This window comes from uncultured Chitinophaga sp., from assembly GCF_902168175.1.
Lineage (GTDB): Bacteria > Bacteroidota > Bacteroidia > Chitinophagales > Chitinophagaceae > Chitinophaga.
In genome coordinates this window covers 239948-261145 of sequence record NZ_CABHOU010000095.1, presented here as the reverse complement: position 1 = coordinate 261145, position 21198 = coordinate 239948, and the positions used below count along the sequence as shown (strand labels likewise).

The 21198-nt window shown below is 48.8% G+C and carries 12 protein-coding genes; all 12 read right to left on the bottom strand.

Annotated elements, in window-relative coordinates:
- Positions 1-2: 2 nt before the first annotated feature.
- Positions 3-1589 (bottom strand): flavin monoamine oxidase family protein, encoded by a 1587-nt coding sequence (locus QZT80_RS22295; RefSeq protein WP_295127493.1) that lies wholly within the window; start codon positions 1587-1589, stop codon positions 3-5.
- A gap of 163 nt (positions 1590-1752) precedes the next feature.
- Entirely contained in the window at positions 1753-2667 is a 915-nt protein-coding gene (locus QZT80_RS22290) for a glycoside hydrolase family 43 protein (protein ID WP_295127490.1), read from the bottom strand.
- Positions 2668-2673: 6 nt separating this feature from the next.
- On the bottom strand, positions 2674-5790 hold the full coding sequence (locus QZT80_RS22285) for a glycoside hydrolase family 2 TIM barrel-domain containing protein (protein WP_295127488.1): 3117 nt from the start codon (positions 5788-5790) through the stop codon (positions 2674-2676).
- A 27-nt stretch (positions 5791-5817) separates the two neighbouring features.
- The gene (locus QZT80_RS22280; RefSeq protein WP_295127485.1) at positions 5818-7791 is read right to left on the bottom strand and encodes an alpha-L-arabinofuranosidase C-terminal domain-containing protein; all 1974 of its coding nucleotides are present in this window, start codon (positions 7789-7791) and stop codon (positions 5818-5820) included.
- 305 nt (positions 7792-8096) lie between these two features.
- Positions 8097-9629 (bottom strand): RagB/SusD family nutrient uptake outer membrane protein, encoded by a 1533-nt coding sequence (locus QZT80_RS22275; RefSeq protein WP_295127482.1) that lies wholly within the window; start codon positions 9627-9629, stop codon positions 8097-8099.
- Positions 9630-9647: 18 nt separating this feature from the next.
- On the bottom strand, positions 9648-13151 hold the full coding sequence (locus tag QZT80_RS22270; RefSeq protein ID WP_295127479.1) for a TonB-dependent receptor: 3504 nt from the start codon (positions 13149-13151) through the stop codon (positions 9648-9650).
- A 237-nt stretch (positions 13152-13388) separates the two neighbouring features.
- Positions 13389-14282: a FecR family protein gene (locus QZT80_RS22265; RefSeq protein WP_295127476.1), complete on the bottom strand. Its 894-nt coding sequence runs from the start codon at positions 14280-14282 to the stop codon at positions 13389-13391.
- A gap of 66 nt (positions 14283-14348) precedes the next feature.
- On the bottom strand, positions 14349-14948 hold the full coding sequence (locus tag QZT80_RS22260; protein WP_295127473.1) for an RNA polymerase sigma factor: 600 nt from the start codon (positions 14946-14948) through the stop codon (positions 14349-14351).
- Positions 14949-15084: 136 nt separating this feature from the next.
- A complete protein-coding gene (locus QZT80_RS22255) occupies positions 15085-17475 on the bottom strand; it encodes an ABC transporter permease (protein ID WP_295127470.1) in 2391 nt (796 codons plus the stop codon).
- A gap of 134 nt (positions 17476-17609) precedes the next feature.
- Entirely contained in the window at positions 17610-18095 is a 486-nt protein-coding gene (locus QZT80_RS22250; protein WP_295127468.1) for a hypothetical protein, read from the bottom strand.
- A gap of 16 nt (positions 18096-18111) precedes the next feature.
- Positions 18112-18570 carry a hypothetical protein gene (locus tag QZT80_RS22245; protein WP_295127467.1) on the bottom strand — a complete coding sequence of 153 codons (459 nt, stop codon included), beginning with the start codon at positions 18568-18570 and terminating at the stop codon, positions 18112-18114.
- A gap of 47 nt (positions 18571-18617) precedes the next feature.
- Positions 18618-21020, bottom strand: a complete 2403-nt coding sequence (locus QZT80_RS22240) for a prolyl oligopeptidase family serine peptidase (protein ID WP_295127465.1) — start codon at positions 21018-21020, stop codon at positions 18618-18620.
- Between the last annotated feature and the right edge of the window lie 178 nt (positions 21021-21198).

Below are 21198 nucleotides of genomic sequence, written 5' to 3'. Positions count from 1 at the left end.
ATCTATACAATACTACTTGTTGCCGGGTACGCCACCCTTTGGGCCGTAACCCTGGCATGAATATCTGCTACTGTTTTGCGGGCCGATTCAAAAGCGCCCGCCATCCAGGCATTGAGATACGTCATGTGTTCGCCTGCAAAATATACCTGTTTGTCCGGCTGCTGTAACGCAGTGTAAGAGGCCTTTCGGGCTGCGGCAGTGTAAAGCGCCCAGCCACCAAGACTGTATTCCGTTTTCTGCCAGCAAACCGAAAACCCGGTTTCAAATTCCTGCTTATACTGCGGATGAATTAAGCTGCCCTTTTCAAGCGCCAACTGTTGCCGCTGCGCGAAATCCAGATCGCCCATTTTTTTTGCACGCTCGTTAAAGTTGTAATAGCCAATCAGGATGCCCTTTTTGCCAAGATAATCGTAAGAAGGATAAAAGAGCTGCGCCAGTTCGTTGTTAGTATGGGTAATGCCCCCGTATATCTGCTCGTCCTCTTCCCAGAAGCGGCGTTTAAACTGTAAGCCTATTTTACCCGTTTGCATGTACGGCACAAAATCAATGGCCCTGCTCACATCCGGGGAAAAGTTATGTTCTATATTACTGAGTACCGTTAGAGGTATGGTACAAATGCAAAGATCGGCTGTTATTTGCTTTTCGCCGGTTTTATCTTTGTAGGTCACACTTACGCCCTCTGCCTGGTTTTGTATGCTTTTGACCTCGCAGCCAAACCGTACATCTTTCCCTACTTTCTTTTCAAAGGCTTTTGCGATAGTATCCATACCGCCTACTGCCTGGAACATTGTCATTTGCAGCTCATACGCGTATTCTGCCACATTGTAAAAGTCGGGGTCCATAAGGCCCGATGATATAATATCGGCCAGCTTATGTGGGTTGGCGATACTGCCCGACTTATTACCAGCCCCCGGATGTTCTATAAACCCGCGCCTGTCGGACGCTTTGTACAACTTATCTATATCAAGCCCGCCTTCTGCCCGCAGGAACTCAATGATCTTCTGGGTATCTTCCTTCGTGAGTTCCGCATCTACCTTACCCTGATCTATAGCCTTGGCCAAAAGTTCGGCGGTATACCCCCGCACATCGTTATGTATTTCACGAACCCTTACCTTTTTATTACTCAGCGGGCCTTTGCCTTCGCTGAAATAATAAGTGGCCTCGTTAATATTATTATATACCTGTAGCGGAATACCCAGTTCTTTACAATAATGAAGTGTTAGTTCATGGTGATGCGGAATGCGCGAGGGGCCAGCGTTAAAGTACTGTCCATCATCAAAAGCAGCCGTTTGCGCGGCCGCCCCTGTTTCTCTATTAGTGCTGCCTTTCCGTACGCTAAAAACCCTGCCGCCCGCGCGTGTTCTGGCCTCCAGGATAGTGCAACGGTAACCTAGCTTCCCCAACTCATACGCGGCTGCCATGCCCGCCAACCCGGCGCCCAATATCAAAACATGCTTCCCGGCACCGCTACCCTCCAGGTCAAATGCGTGAGCGGGGGCCGTACGCAACATGCCAAGCGCCATCATGGCCGGGTAAGCAGCGATAGCAGATGTTCCTGTCCTCAAAAAGTCGCGTCGGGATATTGGCATTAAATCGAATATTTGCGGTCCTTATAAAAATACTCGATTTTTTGGTTGCTAATGCAAGTATTGATCGGATAGTTAAAAATTGGATATGATTGGTTAAAAAGAAGTGGCCAGGCAAAAAAAACGTCCGCCTGTATGGCGGACGTCCTTATTATCTAAACGGAAATTACAAGAGTTTCTCCAGCACGGCTCTCTTCACCTTAAATACAGTACCGTGGCGTAAGCCCTTTGGCAGTTCCAGGCGATCGCTTTCATCCTTCCAGTTTACCAGGTCGGTGGAGGTAACGGCCCCGTACTTGTGCTGGGTGTATTTATCAAAATAAACCACCCAGGTGTTACCGATCTTCATCGCGGTTGGCCCTTCTGCCCAGTAATTCCCTGTAATGGGCTTCCCGGGTTTACCATAACCGCCAGTAAGTTGCTTACTGGTTACCAGGTACAGCTTCTTTTGCGGTTGCGGGCGCAGGGTTTCGTCCTTCAGGAACATCAGGTAACGTTTGCCGTCGGGCACAATGCTCGCATCAATCACGTTAAACCCCTGGTCGTACAGCAGTTTGGTTTCGCTGTAAGTCTTGAAGTCTTTCGTGGTTACGTAGTACATGCGATGGTTGTTATCGCCCAGCGAGTCCGTGGCCGGAAAGCGGCCCGGGATCGTAGTGGCCCAGTAAATCATGAACTGTTTGCTCTTCGCATCGTAAGTGATCTCGGGGGCCCAGCAGTTCTTCGCGTCTTCGTGTTCCATTACGGGCACGTTCTGCTGTTCGCTCCAGTTTAACAGGTCTTTTGACGATGCGTAACCGATGGTCTTTTCGTGCCAGCTCACGGTCCACACCATATGAAAGGTGCCATCCGGGCCCTCGATAATACAGGGGTCGCGCATCAGTTTATCTTTGCCGGCAGTAGGTTTGAGAAAGGAACTATCGCCCCGCAAAGCTTTCCACTTAAAGCCATCTTCACTGTAAGCATAATGCAACCCATCTTCCCCATTACCCTTAAAATAGCAAAACATGTATACATCGCTCTGCGCAAAGGCTGCGGATGTTGATAACAGTAAGATGAAATATAAGATCAGTTTTTTCATATTCGATTATTTGCCTGGCACTAACCTGATGATGTAGCTGTAAGAATAGGTTTTGTCCAGCAGGCGGTATTGCGTATGCGGCAATGCACCCCAACTGTCGTCGCCACCTAAACCACGCTGCCTGAGATCTACGTGAAGATACACTTCGTCGCGCGGTTTAATGTCTGTCCAGTGCTGCTGTTTTTTAGTCAGCCCCGGGTCCAGGTCTTCGGTCATGCGGTTAAGGGCGGAGAAGCCTAATGGCTGCACACCTTCTACGAGCAAACCTGCACCATCGCTATTCAACAGCCTTAACCAGCGCACGTCTGTTTTATAGCCGTTTTCCTGTGGACGAATATAATTTTCTGTCCCCTGGTTGCTTACACTATCGGTGTATAAACCAATGAACGAAGCGGTGTTGCGGTCGTTGTAATTTTCCCAGGGGCCACGGCCGTAGTACGACAGGTTTTTATACGCCGGAGGCAATTGCATACGCATGCCGAAACGTGGTAACTCTGGCAAATCGCGGCCTGTCATATCAATAGCGGCCGTCACTTTAATAGCGCCATCGTTCTGCACCTGGTACTCCAGGGTGTAAGGCACGCCTATCCCGGTTAATTCATAATTTATTTTGATGTTGATACCTGAAGCATTCTGTTCGCCTATCGTTACATCTTTCACCTTACGGTTGACGTGCGCGGTGCGCCATATACCCATGTTCGATTCCATACCATTACCGAAATCATTATCAGTAGGGGCGCGCCAGAAGAAAGGCTCTGGCAGTTGCGCGAGTATCCGTTTGCCTGCGATGTTGTAGCGGTTCAGCCTGCCCGACCCTGTATCGAATTCACCACTTACGTTTCCAGCGGTAAAGGTCAAACGCCTGCCATCGCGGGTCACCTTCAGCTCTCCGCCTTTATCTGTTTTGCTGCTGAAATAGTTTTCCTTTCCAATCACAAATTGCTCACTGGCCAGGTCGTGACCAGCAGGAATAAGCCGCTCCGCAGTTTTAGTATAAGCGGTTACATTTAAACGATATTCCACTCCTGCCTCGTCGCTCACAGCAGGTAATGCCAGTTGCACGTCTTCACTTTTACCAGGGGCGGCCTTCGCAGCAAACACGCCCTCTTTCATTAATTCACCATTCTTATATAGTACCCATTTGTAAGCAAAACGGTCCAGGGAAGTAAAGTTGTACAGGTTCTTAACGGTGATGGTTCCTTGGGTCAGATCTTTCGCCGTAAAAATAATATCCTGGTATACCTTCTTCACTTCTTTTAAACCCGGATGCGGTACCCGGTCAGAGCCGATAAGACCATCGGAGCAGGAGTTTTCATCGTTCTGTAAATGGTAAGCGCCAAAGTCGCCGCCATACGCCCAGAAGTAACGGCCATCGGGTGTTTTGGTTTTAATACCCTGATCCACCCAATCCCAAATAAAACCACCCTGCATATGCGCACTGCTGTTTATAATATCCCAGTAACGCTGGAAGTTACCGGTACCGTTACCCATGGCATGCGCATATTCGCACATGATATAAGGTCGCTTTTTATCGGTAGCCTTCGCGTAGTTCTCCATGCTGCGGATGCCTGGGTACATAGGACAAACGATATCTGTATTCCAGTCTTCGCCAGCCTGCTCAAATTGAACAGGCCTTGTTTTATCTCTTTCTTTCAGCCATTTGTATGCGTCGTGAAACACAGGACCATTACCACATTCGTTACCCAGCGACCAAATAATAATGGAAGCGTGGTTCTTATCACGTTCTACCATTCTTGTAATACGGTCGATGTGAGCCGGTGCCCAGGCCGGCAGGTAAGCGGGATGTTTGGTTTTATCGAACCAGGCCTGGAATTCGGCGCCCATACCATGTGTTTCGATATTCGCCTCATCTACGAGGTAAATGCCATATTCGTCGCAGAGTTTGTACCAATAAGGATCGTTCGGGTAGTGACTGTTACGAACTGCGTTAATGTTATGCTGTTTCATCAGCTGAATGTCTTTCAACATCAGCGCGCGGCTGGGCAGGTGACCATTATCCTCGTCGTGTTCATGGCGGTTGGTGCCATGCACCGTTAAGGGAACACCATTCAGCAACAGCTGTGAATTTTTGATCTCTACTTTCCTGAAGCCTACTTTCTGGCTAACAATACCCAGCGACTTCCCATTTTCATCCGTCAGCGCCAGTTCGAGGTCGTATAAGAAAGGCGATTCGCCATTCCAGGGTTTTACGCTTTTAATGTTGTTGTTAAAGCTGATGCGGTAACTGGTATCGCCGCCTGGCGTAACACTCTTATTCGCCTGGTAAACGGTTTTACCGCCATCCTTTAACCTTACTTCCAGGCTGGCCTTTTTAACAGCAGCACCGTTAAACTTACGAAGGTCCACATCTACACTAAATACCCCGTTTTTATAACTATCATCGAGGCCTGCCTGTACATAGTAATCCCAAATAGTGAGTTTAGGCTGCGCATACAGGAACACATCGCGCTCAATACCGCTCAATCGCCAAAAATCCTGGTCTTCGAGGTAACTGCCGTCGTGCCAGCGAAACACCTGTACTGCCAGTAAATTCCTGCCCGGCTTCAGGTAACGGGTAATATTGAATTCGGCCTCTGTTTTAGAGGCTTTGCTCATACCTACCTGCTGCCCGTTTACATAAACAAAAGCACAGCCGGTGATAGAGCCGAAGTGTACCAGTATTTCTTTATCGCTCCAGTTGGCAGGCACCGTAAACGTTTTACGGTAAGTTCCTACCGGGTTGTTATCGCCAACAAAAGGTGGGTTGCGGGGGAACATGTAAGTAATGTTCGTGAACACCGGCAATCCAAAACCCTGCAGTTCCCAGTTCGACGGTACGTTTATATCCTTCCATTCATTATCGTCCAGGTCGGGACGATAAAATGCGGTAGGGCGACTGGCCGCCTTGTCTGCATACCAAAACTTCCACTTACCATTCAATGACTGATAGTAGGAAGAGCGGCTGTAGTCATCTGCAGAAATTTCGCCCGCATTGTCGAACACCATAAATCCGGCACGTGCCTTCTCTTTATTTATCTCGTAACGCTTTGGATTTTCCCAGTCGTTCTGCTGCGCAACCGCTACCTGCGTGGCTAGCAGGGCGGCAATCATTAGTACTTTCATTCAAAGAGTTCTATTGCTTAAAGAAACTTATTTCACCGGCACACTTAACACTGTTACCGATGATGGTTCCAGCTGCAGTTTCAGCACGTTTTTCTGTGTTCTTAATGTTTTGGTTACGGGAAATACTTCCTTCGGTTTATCCAGCGTATTGTAGCTATAAAGATCTGCGGCAGACAATACTTCTGCCTTTACTTCGCTGTTGCTTACACTGCCGGTGATGTCCAGGTCGATAGTTTTGGCGGTGCCCGATGCGTTTACCAGTTTGATATAGGCCAGCTTCGCAGGTTTATCCGTTACAGCACTGGCGTACAGGCTATCTTTACCGGTAAGCGTGGCACCACCGCTGGTAATGGGCAATACCTGTGTACCCCTGTAGTTAGAGAACAGCTTTTGCACATAGTAGTTGGGCGTACCCACAGTTTGCAGGTTATCGAACCAGATAAGGTCGGGGCGCCACTGCCAGGCTTCCACGTGTGCGAATAGCGGGGCGTAGGAACACATGTTCACTATATCCGCATTCCTTTCCAAACCGGTCATAAAGGCCGCTTCGGCCAATGCGCTTAACCAGGTGTTGCGCGATTCAGCTTGCGGTTCTTCTTTGGCATGCGCTGCATATTCGCCCGCAAACACTTTAGGTCCTTTACGATCATAGTTATCGTAGCGTGCTGCGTTGCGGAAAAACCACTCTGGTGGCCTGTAGTAATGTTCGTCTATCAGTTTAGCGTCCAGTTTACGCAGCTCTTTCCAGGCGTACTCAAATTCTTTGCCGCTCGCGCCGGGGCCTGAGCCTGATACCAGTACTATTTCAGGATGTTTGGCAGACAATACGTCCGCGAACTTCTTGTAACGTTCGATATATTGCTCATCCCACTGTTCGTTGCCCACGCCTAAATATTTCAAATTGAAAGGGGCAGGATGACCCATATCGGCGCGCAGTTTACCCCAGGTAGTGGAGGTACTTCCGTTTGCGAATTCAATAAGATCGAGTGCATCCTGGATGTAAGGTTCCAGCTGGTCCATGGCTACTACTTCGCCGCTGTTGTACTGGCAGGCCATACCGCAGTTCAGGATGGGCAATGCCGCCGCACCTAAATCTTCGGACAGTAAAAAGTATTCGTAAAAGCCGAGGCCAAAAGTCTGGAAGTAATCGGGGGCCGAACGGTGTTTAAACTCGGTATTCCAGCGGTTGATGATCAGTTTGCGGTCTTCTATCCTGCCTACTGTTTTTTTCCACTGGTAACGGTTCACCAGGTCGTACCCTTCTACGATGCAACCGCCGGGAAAACGTACGAAGCCGGGTTTCAATTCGGCCAGTTTTTCCACCAGGTCTTTTCTTAAACCACCCGGGCGGCCTTTCCAGGTATCTTTAGGAAACAGCGAAATCATGTCCGCTTCGATAGTTCCCTTTCCTTCTATATATACTTCGAGTTTAGCTTTTGCTACCGTTTTGGAAGATGTAATAACTGCCGCGCGTCTTTCCCAATCGTTATTTAAACTTTTCACAGTGGCTTCGCCCAGCTTTTCACCTTCGGGGCTCACCAGCACTGCGCGCAGGCTTACATTACCTTCGTTTTGTTTTACCCAGATGGAAAAGTCGTAAGCAGCTCCCTGCTTTACTCCCATCCCTCTAAACCCCTCATTGACCAGCCCGTAACCGGAAGGGGCTGCATCAACCGTAATAATGGCGTAGCGGGGATTTACATCATTGGTGGCAATATGATTAGTGATCAGGACCTTTCCTTTGCTGCCCTCTTTCCTGATCTCTTTCCAGGCCATCATGGGAGTAGTGAATTCGAACGATCGGTTCTTCACCATTTCGGCATATAAACCACCGTCTGCCCCAAAGTTGATGTCTTCAAAGAAAATGCCCCACATCGTGGGCTCAATGGAAACACCGGGCTTGTTGGCCAGCACCGATATCTTTTGTGTTTGTGCCTGTACGCCGGTCACGGCCTGGGAAATAAGCAGTAATGACAACCCTGCTTTGCAGAAGATATTCATAAGTACCCGTCCTCTTTGCTTTTAATGTTTGATAAAATATGCCCCCGGCCCAAAAGATACGCCCGGCAGCCGCCTTTCCTATGGCAGCAACACGTGGAATAATCGAACAGCAGGGAGGTGTACGATATTAATTGTTAAACTAACACTTAATTACAGACAGCTAAAATAGCCCTAATACGTTGGCGATATTAGCAGTATATTAACCTTTAATTGGCATATTTTAACCCATTGACCAGCGGTAAGTACGGGCACAAAAAGGGCGCGCCGGTAACCGGCACGCCCGTAACATAGTAAAAACTGAGTGGTTAATAATTGTCGTTCTGGCCTATACCAGATACGAGATCGTCGTTATTCGGAATCGGCAGCACTTCGTTTTTATTGGCTGTGAAACCCAGGGGGCCCAATTCTGTAGCTGCTCTGCCCCAGCGAACCAGGTCTACATACCGGTAGCCTTCAAAGGCCAGCTCCAGTTGCCTTTCCAGCACAATCGCTTCGAACAGGGCATTACCTCCAGCGGTTACTTCTCCGAGGTTAGCACGCAGCCTGACTTTCTTTAACTCTGTGCGGGCACGGTCTTCATCGCCTGCGCGATAATAAGCTTCGGCCGCCATCAGTAATACATCGGCATAACGTAACAGGCGCCAGTTGGTACCATAGTTCAATTCGCCTACTGCACCGCCGGAACTGTTGGTTTGCCCGCCATACGAACCGTACTTGCGCTGCAGGAAACCTTCAAAATCCCAACTGGTTGGGCTCGTCCAGTCGCCGCCGGCTGCTTTTAACTCTACTACCGACATCACTGTATTTGTTCTTCTCTTTACATCACCCGCAGCAACGTAGGCGTCGTACAGTTTGGCTTTGGGTACGTTAAAACCCCAGCCGGCCACCAGTGAATCTGCTGGTGCTTTCTTGTAGTAATCGCCACGTGGCCCCATCAACTGAATGTGAATGTTGCTTTCCAGCGCACGGCCGTTATCCCACGGGAAATTACCCCAGTCGTAAGGCACATTGGAAATGTAGTTCACTTCGAACAATGACTCTAACCCAAACTCGCCTGCCAGCGAAAACACTTTGGCAAAGTCGGGCTCCAGGTCGTACTGACCGGATTTTATCACCAGGTCGAATGCTGCCGCAGCAGGCGCCCATTTCTCCTGGTATAACAGTGCTTTACCTAACAGTGCCTGCGCTGTGCCTTTTGACATGCGGAACTTATCGGCGGCACTGTACTCGCTTTTTAAAGGCAAATCGGGAATGGCTTCGTTCAGGTCTTTTTCGATCTGTGCATACACTTCTGCTTTAGGCTTACGTGGTGTTTGCTGGAACTCACTAAGACCAATCGTTTTAAGCACAATGGGCACATCACCCCAGAGCGATACCAGCTCCAGGTAATTGTAAGCCCTTATGGCTTTACTTTCTGCGATAAGCCTTTTACGCAAAGTGTTTTCGGGCTTTACGTTGTTGATCACTAAGTTGGCGCGGGCTATGGTATAGTAACTCATCCGCCATGCTCCAAACACGGCTTCGTTTTGTGAGTCGAAGGTAAAATCGTCGAGGGCCTGGTAACCTGGCTGGTCGCCGGGGCCGCTACCGCCCGCGTTGCTTTCATCGGAAGGAAAGGTTTTAACCAGCGTTATACTGGACCATCCGAAGTTGTAGTGTTCCGATAAGAAGTCGTACACGGCACTGGTAGCCTGCATAGCGTCAGCATCTGTTTTATAAAAGCCGTCGATTGGTGCCCTTCCCGGTATCTCCTGGTCCAGGAAGCTTTTGGAGCAGCCACCTGCCAGCATGATCGTGGCAAGACTAAGTGTAGATATTTTTAAGATCGAATTTTTCATGATAACGTGTTTTTCAGATTAAAAACTCACATTCAAACCAAACATCACTTTGCGCGGGATAGGATATACACCGCGGTCTATACCCAAACTGTTGGCGTTGTTACTGCCCGCTTCAGGGTCCATACCGGGATAATCGGTAAAGGTGAAGAAGTCGTCGAGCGAAACATACAGGCGTGCACTTTTGATAGAGGCGCGGTTCAGCAGTGTTTTGGGAACGGAGTAACCGAGTTGCAGCTGACGGATACGGGCGTACGATCCGTTAAAGATCATCTTATCGCCATTGTACACGTACTCGCTGTTGGTGTTTGCACTAAACCAGCTATTGGTGCTGCCTGCGCCTGTCCACCGATTGGTGTAGAAGAACGCTGGTTTGTTTGCTGTGGGCCTGTCTACACGGTTAAAGCCCATAAAAATATCATTACCGGCCTGGCCCTGCAGGAACATCAGGAAGTCGAAGCCTTTATAAGACATGTTGATGCGGCCGCCATAAATCAGTTTCGGATGTGGTGAACCAATGTAGGTATGGTCTGCATTCGAAATGGTTTTATCGCCATTGTTATCTACTACGATAGGATCGCCGGGTTTAGGATTGTACCCGGTTATACCTGTAGTAGCCAGGTATTTGGTAATCTCCGCCTGGTCCTGGAAAATACCTGCGGTTTTGTAACCACGGAAGTACCAGATAGGATAACCTACTTCGAAGAAGGTAGCGGTATAACCTGTACCTAAACCTGTACCTGGTAAACGTTGTACAAATGGATTGAGGTAAGTTACTTCGTTATCAAGTGTAGCCAGGTTACCGCCTATTTCCCATTTAAAGTCATTATCGTCGTTGCGGTAACTAACATCAAATTCCCAACCTTTGTTTCGCACGTCGCCACTGTTCACGAATGGCAGGGCAAAACCCGCAAAACCTGGGGCAGTACCGGGAGATATCAGGTCCTTGGTGGTTTTGTTGTAGTAGTCTACAGAAAGGTTCAGGTGATTGTTAAACATGGCCATATCGAAGCCGATGTCTACATGGTTGCTTTCTTCCCATTTCAATGCGGGGTTGGCAATATTGGCTGCTTCAGCCCCTACCAGGAAGTTACCGGTAGCATCGGGATAGCGAAGGCCCTGGGCGGTAATTACCGAAGCCCACTGGCCGATACCGATGTTGGAAAGGCTACCGTTAATGCCCCAGCTCGCACGCACTTTGAGGTAATTGATGAAAGGCACGGCTTCTTTAAAGAATGACTCGTTGGAGGTTACCCAACCTGCAGATACCGAAGGGAAGGTTCCCCACTGGTTATCCGGAGGTAATACAGAACCACCATCGCGGCGCAGGGTAAGATTTAAGAGATATTTATCGTTGTAGTCGTAAATGATCCTGCCATAATAAGAAAGCAGTTGCTTGTAGTTCTGCTGCCCGGCGATACGGTCTACATCATCTGGTGTAAAATCGCTGTAGCCGAATTTATCCTCTTCTGCAAACATACCGGAAGAGCTGCCGTTCAAACGGTTGTAGCCCATTTTTATGGCCGACATACCTGCCAGCACGGTGAAGTTATGTTTACCTATACGTTTGCTGTAGTTCGCAAAGTTCTCCCATTGCCAGTTAAACCAGCTCTCGTTATTATCGCTTACCGACGAAACGGTGTTAAGTCTTTCGGCAGAATACCAGAAGGTAGGCGTCCAGGAGTGGTTACGCTGGAAAGCAGCATCTATACCAAAACGGGTGGTCAGTTTCAGTCCTTTAATGGGTTCCAGTTCGCCAAATACGTTGCCTACTATTTTGCTTTGTTTGGTTTGCTGATTGGTATTATGCATCTGGGCGATCGGGTTAGATATTTCTCCTTTGATGAAATTGGAAATACCATAGTACCGGCCCTGATCGTCCCTGCTTAAGGGATGACCTGCATCCAGTGCGGCCTGCGCGTGCGCGGGTAAGGTGCCATCATATACCACGGGAGTAATAGGATCGATGAGGATGGCATTATTGATCACACCGCCAAACTCAGAATCTTCTGTTACTCCTTTCCTGGTGAAGTGGGAGAAGGAAAAACGGTTACCAACGGTTAACCATGTTCTTACCTTATAGTCTGTATTAATACGCAGTGTATAACGGTCGAACTGGGCTTTGCTGCCACCTACTACACCGTCTTGCGAAAAGACGGTACCACCAATAAGGTAGTTTGATTTATCGGTGCCGCCGCTGAGGTTCAACGCATAACGCTGCAAAGGAGCTGTTTCAAATATCTTGCCCAGCCAGTCGGTAGTTTGTACGCCGTTTATATCGGCCGGGGTAGGGCGGTTGGGCGTATTGGACTCGGTCAGGTAAGTGGAATATTGTTCTACGTTCATCAGCTTCATCGGGTTTTTTAACGACTGCTGACCGTATTGCATACTGAAGTTTATTTCGCTGCTGTTGGCCTTCCCGGTTTTGGTAGTAATGATTACTACACCGTTAGCACCTTCCGCACCGTAGATAGCTGCCGAAGCGCCATCCTTCAGCACTTCCACACTGGCTATTTCGGAAGGGTCCAGGTATTCTATACCGCCTGCCCTTACACCATCAATAATATACAGCGGTTCGGCAGAACCGTTGGAGCCTGTACCGCGTACCCTTACACGCATACCGCTGCCTGGCGAACCGGAGGCCGGCAACACACTAACACCGGGCGTACGGCCCTGTAAGGCCTGCTCTATACGGCTGGACGATACGGTGGCGATCTGTTCTGCTTTTACAGAAGAGATAGCACCTGTTACCAGGCTCTTTTTCTGGGCGCCATACCCTACTACTACTATTTCATTCAATGCTTTATTGCTGGCTTCCAGTTGTATGGCAATATTGGTAGCGCTGGTCACCAGCACCTCCTTTGGGTCGTAACCGATGAGGGAAAACACCAGGGTTTTGCCCACAGGTACATCCAGGCTAAATGTGCCATCTGCTTTTACCTGCGTACCCCTGTTCTCGCCTTTGATCAATACGTTGGAACCAGGCAATGCATCGCTGCTGCTGTTATCGGTTACAGTACCGGTAACTCTTACCGGGCGCACGGTATCGGCCACTTGTGTATAGCCATTGCCGGCCCCTGTTTTAGGAACAGACATCAGTAACAGGATATCGTCTTTTTTGTCTTTTGATACCGGTGTAACGGGTATGCTGGTACGAGGTGCGCTTTCGCCCGGGGCGGGCACTATGGCATATGTGTTAGGTTGTACTACCTGCGCGTCCAAACCCAGCGGGGCCAGTAACGCACGTAACATTTCATCTACGGCGCGGTACTTTGCGGGGTCGAAATCTACCTTCACATCGGGCAATTTCTTTGCTTCGTAAAGCAGATCTACTTTATAATTTTTGTGAATTTCTTTTAACAGTACTACCAGGGTTTTCTGCTTGGCTTTACCCCCTTGTTTTTCTGTGAAGTTACCGCGATTCAGTGCCAGGTCTTGCGGAATGCCCGCAAATGACGAATAGCTGATTGCTGCAAATGCCGCGGTGAGCAGGCTTTGCCGGCAAAACAAAATTCGCTTTTTCATGATGTGGAATTTGTTTGTAAGCGTTAATGATTTTTTTCTTCTACCTAGTTTTAGTTGATTTGTGCATTTAGCAGTTGTTCAGATTCTCACGGGTACTTTCTACCCGATCCTGATGTAAGATCCGTTTGCCAGGAACTATAACGTGCGTCTTCTAATAGGTCAATAAACAGTCCTGTTTCCAGGTTTCTCTCATAATCAAAGCCGTATACCGTGCTTGAAAAAAGCTTATAAGCAGATTTAGTTCTTTGTTTTAAAAATCAATTGCTGATCTTTCTTTTCGATTTTGATATTCATGGTAATTGACAACGCTTTTGTAAACTGGTCGATATCGTTGGCGGAGAGGTCGCCACTGATGTTACGACCATTAAGGGCCGTATCGGCGATTACTACTTCATAACCAAACTTCGTGCGTATCAGTTCCGTAATATCTGCCAGTGTAGTGTTATCGAAATGATAACGGTGATTGCGCCAGTCCGCTATCTGTTCTACATTGGTAAATACTTTATGAAAAGGTTTCTTTTCCGAAAATTGTACTTCTTCGCCAGGACTCATCACATAAGTCCCAGGGCCCGCCTCGGGCACCTCTTTCGCCATCAGCTGCACTTTACCTTCTTTTAGCGATACGGTGGTTTTTTGGGAAAGGATATTTACGTTAAACTTTGTACCCAATACCTCCACATCTACATTATTAGTATGAACGATGAATTTCGCATTACCCTGCCCCGGCCTCTTCGTAATCTCAAAATACGCTTCCCCTTTCAGCCACACACTCCTGCTTTCTTCCGAGTCCCATACCGCAGGAATACTAATAGAGGAGTTGGCGTTGAGGTATACAATGGAACTATCGGGCAGCACCAGGCGTTTAATTTCGCCGTAAGCGGTGGTAAAATTAGTTGTACGGGCGCAATAGATCATCCGTCCAATATAACCGCCTGCGGCTAACAACAACATAATAGAAAGCACTGCGACCGCACGGCGCATAGTCCCCCGCTTTTTAGCAGAGGTATACTCCTTTTCGATACCCGCTTCCACGTTACTCCAGTTCTCCTTGGTCATTTCCTCCGTCACCGGTCGTTGTCTGAACCGGATGGGCATCGATCCATCTTTGCCTGGCACAGAACGCTCTTCCATAATTGCGCGCTTTTGTAAGTAAGACACCCGATTAAATACCCGGATACTCCTTTTTGTTAAAGATTTTTAAAAAATAATCGTGGACACCAGCCAAACTGGCCCCAGTAAAGGAATTTGAGACACAAGGCCGCGCAGTTGTTTAATCGCTTTTTGCATGAGATTGAGTACCGACTGGTAATTAATCTCCATAATGGCCGCTATTTCTTCGTAGGAAAGTTCTTCGTAATAGTACAGGTACACAACCTCCTTCTGGCGTTTAGGCAATTCGTTGAGGTAACGGGCCAGTTTATCGCGCAGGTCCTGCTTATGCTCTTCTTCTATAATAATATCTTCTGCGGAAAATTCAATATCCGGCTCGGTAGGGGCCAGTATCTGCAGGCGGCGCAAACTTCGTAGCTGGTTCAGCGTTTGGCGGCGCAGGGAAATCAGGAAATAGGCCTTCACGCTCTGCAGCATACCTATGCGTTCTCTGCGGAACCATATCTTTATGAAAAGGTCTTGCACTACATCGTTGGCCAATGCATCGTCGTTAAGCATAGCAAAGGCGTACCGGTACAATACCGGGTGCAGCAGCTCATGAACGTGTGCATATGCCTGTGTATCACCATTCAAGACCGCCTCCCACCAGCTGCGTAAGATTTCATCTGTACTACGGATCTCTGACATGTATTAGACAAAGCTAACCAAACATTATTCCTGTAAAATAAGGAAATGAATTGGACTTTTAAAGGAGGAGAGGCTGGGTGGGAAAAAGAAAGCCGGGAGCTGTACAACTCCCGGCTTCAACATATAAAATTGGCAGTTACTCTGCTTTCAGACTTTTCACCGGATTGGCCAGCGCAGTACTCAGCGCACGGCCGCCTACTGTTAACCAGGCAATCATCACCGACAATGCGATGGCGGCCAGGAAAATACCTGCCCCCAGTTTAATGCCGAACTCAAAGTTCTCCAGCCACGATTTCATAAAATATCCTGCCAACGGTGCTGCTATCACGAAAGCAATCAGTGTAAGAATGGTAAACTCCCTGGAAAACAGGTACAATATGTTGGAGATGGAAGCTCCCATCACCTTACGGATACCCATTTCCTTCTGCCGCTGCACAGCCATAAACGATACCAGGCCATATAATCCCAGGCAGGAAATAAAGATGGCGATACCCGCAAATATTTCGTACACTGTTGCCAGCTGCTGCTCTTCTCGGTAAAAACTGGCTACTTTATCATCGAGGAACTGATAGGAATAAGTGTAATCCGGATAAGCGGCGTTCCAGTACTTTTCAATATGTTCCATCACCGGTTTAACATTGGCCGCAGACAGGCGTATATTCAGCGTACGGTATTGGCGCATGGCCGACGACATCAGCATCGGGGCGATGGCCTCATGCAGTGAGCTGCCATGAAAATCTTTTACTACACCTACTACGGGCGCATCTATCTTATCCCATAAATTAATTCGTTTCCCAATGATCTCCTGCGGACTTTTTAACCCCAGCTTGCGCACCAGTGCCTCGTTTACAATAAACTCACGCACGGTGTCCGACTGCATGGAATAACTATGCCCTGCTACAAACTGTATATCGTACACTTTAAAGAAATCTGCATCGCCCCATTTAATAGTAGTAGCCCAACCAGTGCCTTCGGCCCGGTTATCGTACCGGAAACCCGACCACCAATGCCCGAAATCGGAAGGCGTTACGGAACTGGCGCTGATCATAGTAATGCCCGGATATTCGAGCAATTGCTGGCGTAACACTTCTACTTTCGAGCGACTGGCACTGTCTGGTGGTATAGGCACGTTTACCACCGATTCTTTATTATACCCCATGGATGTGCTGCTGAAATAATTCATTTGCTGCAATACCACCAGGGTGCCTATAATCAGCGACTGCGCGATCATGAACTGGAATACCACCAGTACACGGCGCAACGACAATCCGCCGATAGTCCTGGTCGTAATCCTGTTCTTCAGCGCCATCACCGGGTTAAAGCCCGATAATACAATGGCCGGGTAAAACCCGGAGAGAAGCGTCACCACAAGCGTGATGCCTACCAGGAACAGGCCCAGTGGTAATATGTTTTGTGCGTTCAGACTTACACGTGTTTCCAGCAGATCGTTTATAAAAGGAAGGGTTACCACTGCAATGATGGCCCCAATTATCATAGCGGTAATGGTAATGAGCAGCATTTCGCTCATAAACTGGATAATGAGCTGCCGGCGGCTGCTACCCAGTGTTTTGCGCACGCCTATTTCACAGGAGCGGCTTACGGCCTGCGCTGTGGCGAGGTTGATAAAATTCACGCAGGCGGTAATGAGCAGGAACACACCGATCAGTATCAAGGTGATACGGCTTGCTTTACTCACCACGGTACCGCTCAGGTTTTCATAATCGGTATCGAAATGTACTTCGTTCATCGGTTGCAGGAAAGGCGTGCGCTTCGAATTAGCCGCATGGCGTACCACCAGCGCCCGCATTTCGCGGCGCACCAGTTCGTCAGATACACCAGGGCGCAGTTTCACGTACAAGTTGGAGCCGCTGGAGATACTCACCCAATCCTCAAACCCGCCGAAATAGGTATTACGATGACGAAACGCCATCTGGATATTAAAATCTGTATTTGCAGGTGGATTTTCGATGATAGCAGCTACTTTACAATCCTGGCGATTACGGTACTTAAAGGTTTTACCCAAGGCGTTCTGCCAGGAGCCGTACATCCGTTCGGCCGTTTGCCTGCTCAGCACAGCATTATCGGGATCGTTCAGTACCGTTTTATCCCCTGCCAGGAACTTAAAACCAGTCATGCTGAAGAAGTCCGGGTCTATGAAAAACACATTGTCCTGCGAAAACTTCTTTGGCTCGCCACTACCTTCTTTCACCAATATCTGATCGCCATCGGTTTTAGCCACACCGCTTACGTACTCGAACTGGGTAAGTTCCTGTTTAAACGCGCCGGGCATGGGTAATGCAATTGCATCTGTGCGGCTGGCACCGGTTACTCCGGTATCCGCCACCACTACCCGGTACAGGCGTTCGCTATCGGGATGAAAGTTATCGAAACTGAGCTGGTAGTGCAGCACCAGGAAAATGAGTACACAGGCGGCAATGCCTGTTGCCAGACCAGCAATATTGATGATCGCGTAACTCTTGTTACGCTTCAGATTGCGGTAAGCGATCTTAAAATAGTTCCTGAACATGTTTGCATAAGGTTTTGGGTAACCTGTCACTGCATCCCCCATACCAAAATGCATTTCCCTAATAATGAATCTGATTAAACATTATTATAAAAACGCAGATGTACGATATTGGACATTGCCCGTCCGGTTACGCCTTACTTTACCGCCGTAGCCGGCACCTGTTTCGTCGCAGCCAGTTCTGCCTGCAACTGCTCCTTTAACCGTTCGGTTTCGGCATTGTTAAAATGATTAGAGATCGGAAAGAAGCCGGTGGAAAGCGGTGCGGAGATCACTGGTGTACTTATCAGCTGATTGCCTGCTATGATCGCCATCTTTTTGCCTACAAAGCGGCCTGTCAGCTTCTTCAGCAGCACTGTGCCCGCGCTATCGAGTTTTACACTGATGAGCGGCGAGGCGTCATTGATATCATAATCTTTGATCAGTTCCACGCAATGTTTGATGGTAACGGCTGTTTTAGGTTCTACGAATACGGGCTTGCCGGTAGTGGCGTCTTTGAAGCCGAAAGCACTTTTAGGTACAATTTCGTATATGCCTGTAGGTAATTTCTTTGCGCTCTGCGCTTTTACGTTGAGGGGTGCCATGGCGATGAGGGCCAGACCAATTTTTAACAGGTGTTTCATAGGTAAGGTGATTTGGTTATTTCTTTTGTGCAGATTTCATTTCTTTGTCCAGTCCTTTCTTCATCGCATCTACTTCCGCAAAACTAAAGGAGCCGCTAACACTCAAACTGCCACCAGTAATAGGCGACATTACCTGAGGGGCCATTACCACTTTGCCATTCACCAGCACCGCCAGTTTTTTGCCTACATTCTTCTGCGTTAGTTTTGAAAAAAGGAGTTTACCCGCCTCATTAAGTTGTATCGTTAATTCTGCATAACCGTTGCTGGCGATGCCCGTTGCTATCGACTTCATATCTTTTACGGTAACAGCACCAGCGGCGCTAAGGTAGTAAGTCTCATTGGTGCTTTGATCTTTATAGGCGTTAGTTCCTTTGGGTACAATACGGTAAATGCCCGAAGTAAGTGGCTTAACGGTTTGGGCATGCAACTGCCATGCGCCCAGCATGCAAAACAGGGTAATCAGGATACGGTTCATAAAGTAAAGATAAAAAAAATGCCGGGCGATCATCACCCGGCATGTTACTATTTAGCGTCTTTCACATACTTGATTAACCAGTTGTCCATTTCCCACAACATGTGCAAAATGCTTTCTTTTGCCGCATAACCATGACTTTCCTGTGGCAGGAACACCAGGCGGGCGGTGCCGCCATTACCTTTGATGGCATTGTACAACCTTTCGCTCTGTATCGGGAAGGTGCCGGAGTTGTTGTCGGCCTCTCCGTGTATCATCAGTATCGGTTCTTTGATCTTATCTGCATAAGAGAAGGGCGACATTTTATAATAGATGTCCGGAGCCTGCCAGTAAGTACGTTGCTCGTTCTGGAAACCAAAAGGGGTAAGCGTACGGTTGTAGGCACCACTGCGGGCAATACCGGCCTTAAAGATGTCGGTATGCGCCAGCAGGTTAGCGGTCATAAACGCGCCATACGAGTGCCCACCAACTGCCAGGCGATTCCTGTCGCCAATACCCATACCGGTAATTTTATCGGCAGCGGCTTCAGCATTCATGACCAGTTGCTCGAGGAAGTTATCGTTCGGCTCCTTATTACCCTCGCCTACAATTGGCATTTCGGCGGCATCCATCACGGCAAAACCTCTTGTTACCCAAAAGATGGCGGAGCCGTAACCTACACGTGTAAAGCGATATTGCGAGCCTCTTACCTGTGCTGCATCGCTGGCGTTTTTATACTCGCGGGGGTAAGCCCACATGAGTACAGGCAGGCGGCCGTCGCGGGTGGAGTCGTAACCTTTGGGCAGGTACAACATCGCGGTAAGGTCTACACCGTCTTTGCGTTTATACTTCATCAGCTGTTTCGTTACACCCAGCAATTGTGGTTGCGGGTGGGTAAAGAAAGTGAGCTGGGTTGATTTCTTTTTACTGATATCGCGCAGGAAATAGTTCGCAGGTTCTGTTACAGATTCGCGGCTGGTAATTACCAGTAACTTTGCAGGATCGATGATCTCTGCCGGCGACTCGTAATAAGGCGCTGCGCTGCGCCATTTGATCGTTTGTTTGCCTGTTTCCAGGTTCCAGGTGGCTACAAATGGCATATCGCCTTCGGGCGAAGCGCCCTCGGAAGTAACCAGCAGATCTTTAGCAGGAGAGATGTACAACACCCGCGCACCAAAGCTGTTCTTCACCGTAACCGGATCACCGGGATCGTTGTAACGATCGTTGTCGGAACGTTCGATAAACGTAACTGGCTCCTTCGCCGGGTTAGACGGATCTATCTTACTAATCTTTGTTTTCTGCAGGCTGCGCATACCTTCTGCCAACAGCGCCAGCTGACTGTTACCCCACTGGATGCCACGGTAACGCATGGCGGTGCGGGCCAGGCTTACCGGCTCTCCCGTAAACGGAGCCGCCAGCATTTTCACCTCATCACGTATCGCAATACGTTTACGCGGATCACCACCATCCAACGCCTGTGCCCATACGATAGTAGCCGCTACGTCCGCCCGCCAGTTAAAGGCGCGGGGAAAGCTAACGGTGGCATCAAAACCGGTGGGACGAATTTCATCCAACGGATTCTCTGCCAGTGTTTTTACTTTTTCACCGGTAACTTTCCATACTTCCACATTGGTAGGAAAACGTTCGGCAGGTACCAGGTAGGAATATGGTTTACGCAGCTGGTTGATGAGTAAATATTGCTTATCGGGCGATGGACGTACGCTGGTGTATATACCGGCACCGCCAATGACTTTCTCCGCTCCACCGCCCACAACTACCAGCTCCGTCTGAAAGTAATAGTCGAACAGCTTTTCGTCGTACGGGTTCTTTAACAGGTCCTGGTAGGTAGCTGCGGGTGCTGCCTTACCCTTCGTTTCCTGTACGGTAGGCCCTTCTGCGGCCAAAGGTTTGGGAGGTGCGGCGCCAAGGGCGGCGGGTACCGATTGTATTAAAATATGTTCATCATCCAGCCACACGGTAGGATTGCCCAGGGTGGCGTTTATTTTACGCTGGCTAACCTGGGTGGCTATCTTCGTTGCCACGTCTGCTTTCCAGAGCGTAATGCCGTTTGCGCCTGTAACCAGGAAGGCAATATACTTTTCGGACGGCGACCAACTGATAGCGCCAATGCGCGCATCGGCAGGCAAACCGGTAACGGGAGCCTGTTTTTTCGTAGCAGGATCTACTACGGTAATGCTGGTATAATAAGCGCTGCGGCTTTGCCCGAATGTGGCAGGATTAATCCTTACCCCTGCCAGCCTGTACTCCGGCTGCGACAGCTCTTCTATAGTGGGGTAAGTGCTGCGCCCCAGCAGCAGCATGATCGTTCCTTTCTCATTAAAATTGGCTGCGGGCGTGGCCGGCGCCATGGCAAGGTCGTAGATCGACTGGTCGGGCCGCTGGTACCTGAGCTCGTCTTGTGCAAACACCGGATAAGCCGCCAGCAGCAAGGCTGAGAGTAATAATTTCTTCATAAACAATAGCTGTTGTAACGGTCTAAGATAGTGATTATTTATTGTTACCGCGCAGTAGTAGAGCGTTCGCCACAGTACCTATTCATCTCAGCGCCATCCCTGCCGGATCCGGTCACGTCCTAAAAAAGGTTTACACCTTCAAAAGAGTAAACATGGATAAAATCCAACAAAAAAAAGG

What these genes read in the sequence shown, in the direction of transcription:
- QZT80_RS22295 (WP_295127493.1), bottom strand. Translation starts at nt 1,589, where the DNA reads ATGCCAATATCCCGACGCGACTTTTTGAGGACAGGAACATCTGCTATC.
- QZT80_RS22290 (WP_295127490.1), bottom strand. Translation starts at nt 2,667, where the DNA reads ATGAAAAAACTGATCTTATATTTCATCTTACTGTTATCAACATCCGCA.
- QZT80_RS22285 (WP_295127488.1), bottom strand. Translation starts at nt 5,790, where the DNA reads ATGAAAGTACTAATGATTGCCGCCCTGCTAGCCACGCAGGTAGCGGTT.
- QZT80_RS22280 (WP_295127485.1), bottom strand. Translation starts at nt 7,791, where the DNA reads ATGAATATCTTCTGCAAAGCAGGGTTGTCATTACTGCTTATTTCCCAG.
- QZT80_RS22275 (WP_295127482.1), bottom strand. Translation starts at nt 9,629, where the DNA reads ATGAAAAATTCGATCTTAAAAATATCTACACTTAGTCTTGCCACGATC.
- QZT80_RS22270 (WP_295127479.1), bottom strand. Translation starts at nt 13,151, where the DNA reads ATGAAAAAGCGAATTTTGTTTTGCCGGCAAAGCCTGCTCACCGCGGCA.
- QZT80_RS22265 (WP_295127476.1), bottom strand. Translation starts at nt 14,282, where the DNA reads ATGGAAGAGCGTTCTGTGCCAGGCAAAGATGGATCGATGCCCATCCGG.
- QZT80_RS22260 (WP_295127473.1), bottom strand. Translation starts at nt 14,948, where the DNA reads ATGTCAGAGATCCGTAGTACAGATGAAATCTTACGCAGCTGGTGGGAG.
- QZT80_RS22255 (WP_295127470.1), bottom strand. Translation starts at nt 17,475, where the DNA reads ATGTTCAGGAACTATTTTAAGATCGCTTACCGCAATCTGAAGCGTAAC.
- QZT80_RS22250 (WP_295127468.1), bottom strand. Translation starts at nt 18,095, where the DNA reads ATGAAACACCTGTTAAAAATTGGTCTGGCCCTCATCGCCATGGCACCC.
- QZT80_RS22245 (WP_295127467.1), bottom strand. Translation starts at nt 18,570, where the DNA reads ATGAACCGTATCCTGATTACCCTGTTTTGCATGCTGGGCGCATGGCAG.
- QZT80_RS22240 (WP_295127465.1), bottom strand. Translation starts at nt 21,020, where the DNA reads ATGAAGAAATTATTACTCTCAGCCTTGCTGCTGGCGGCTTATCCGGTG.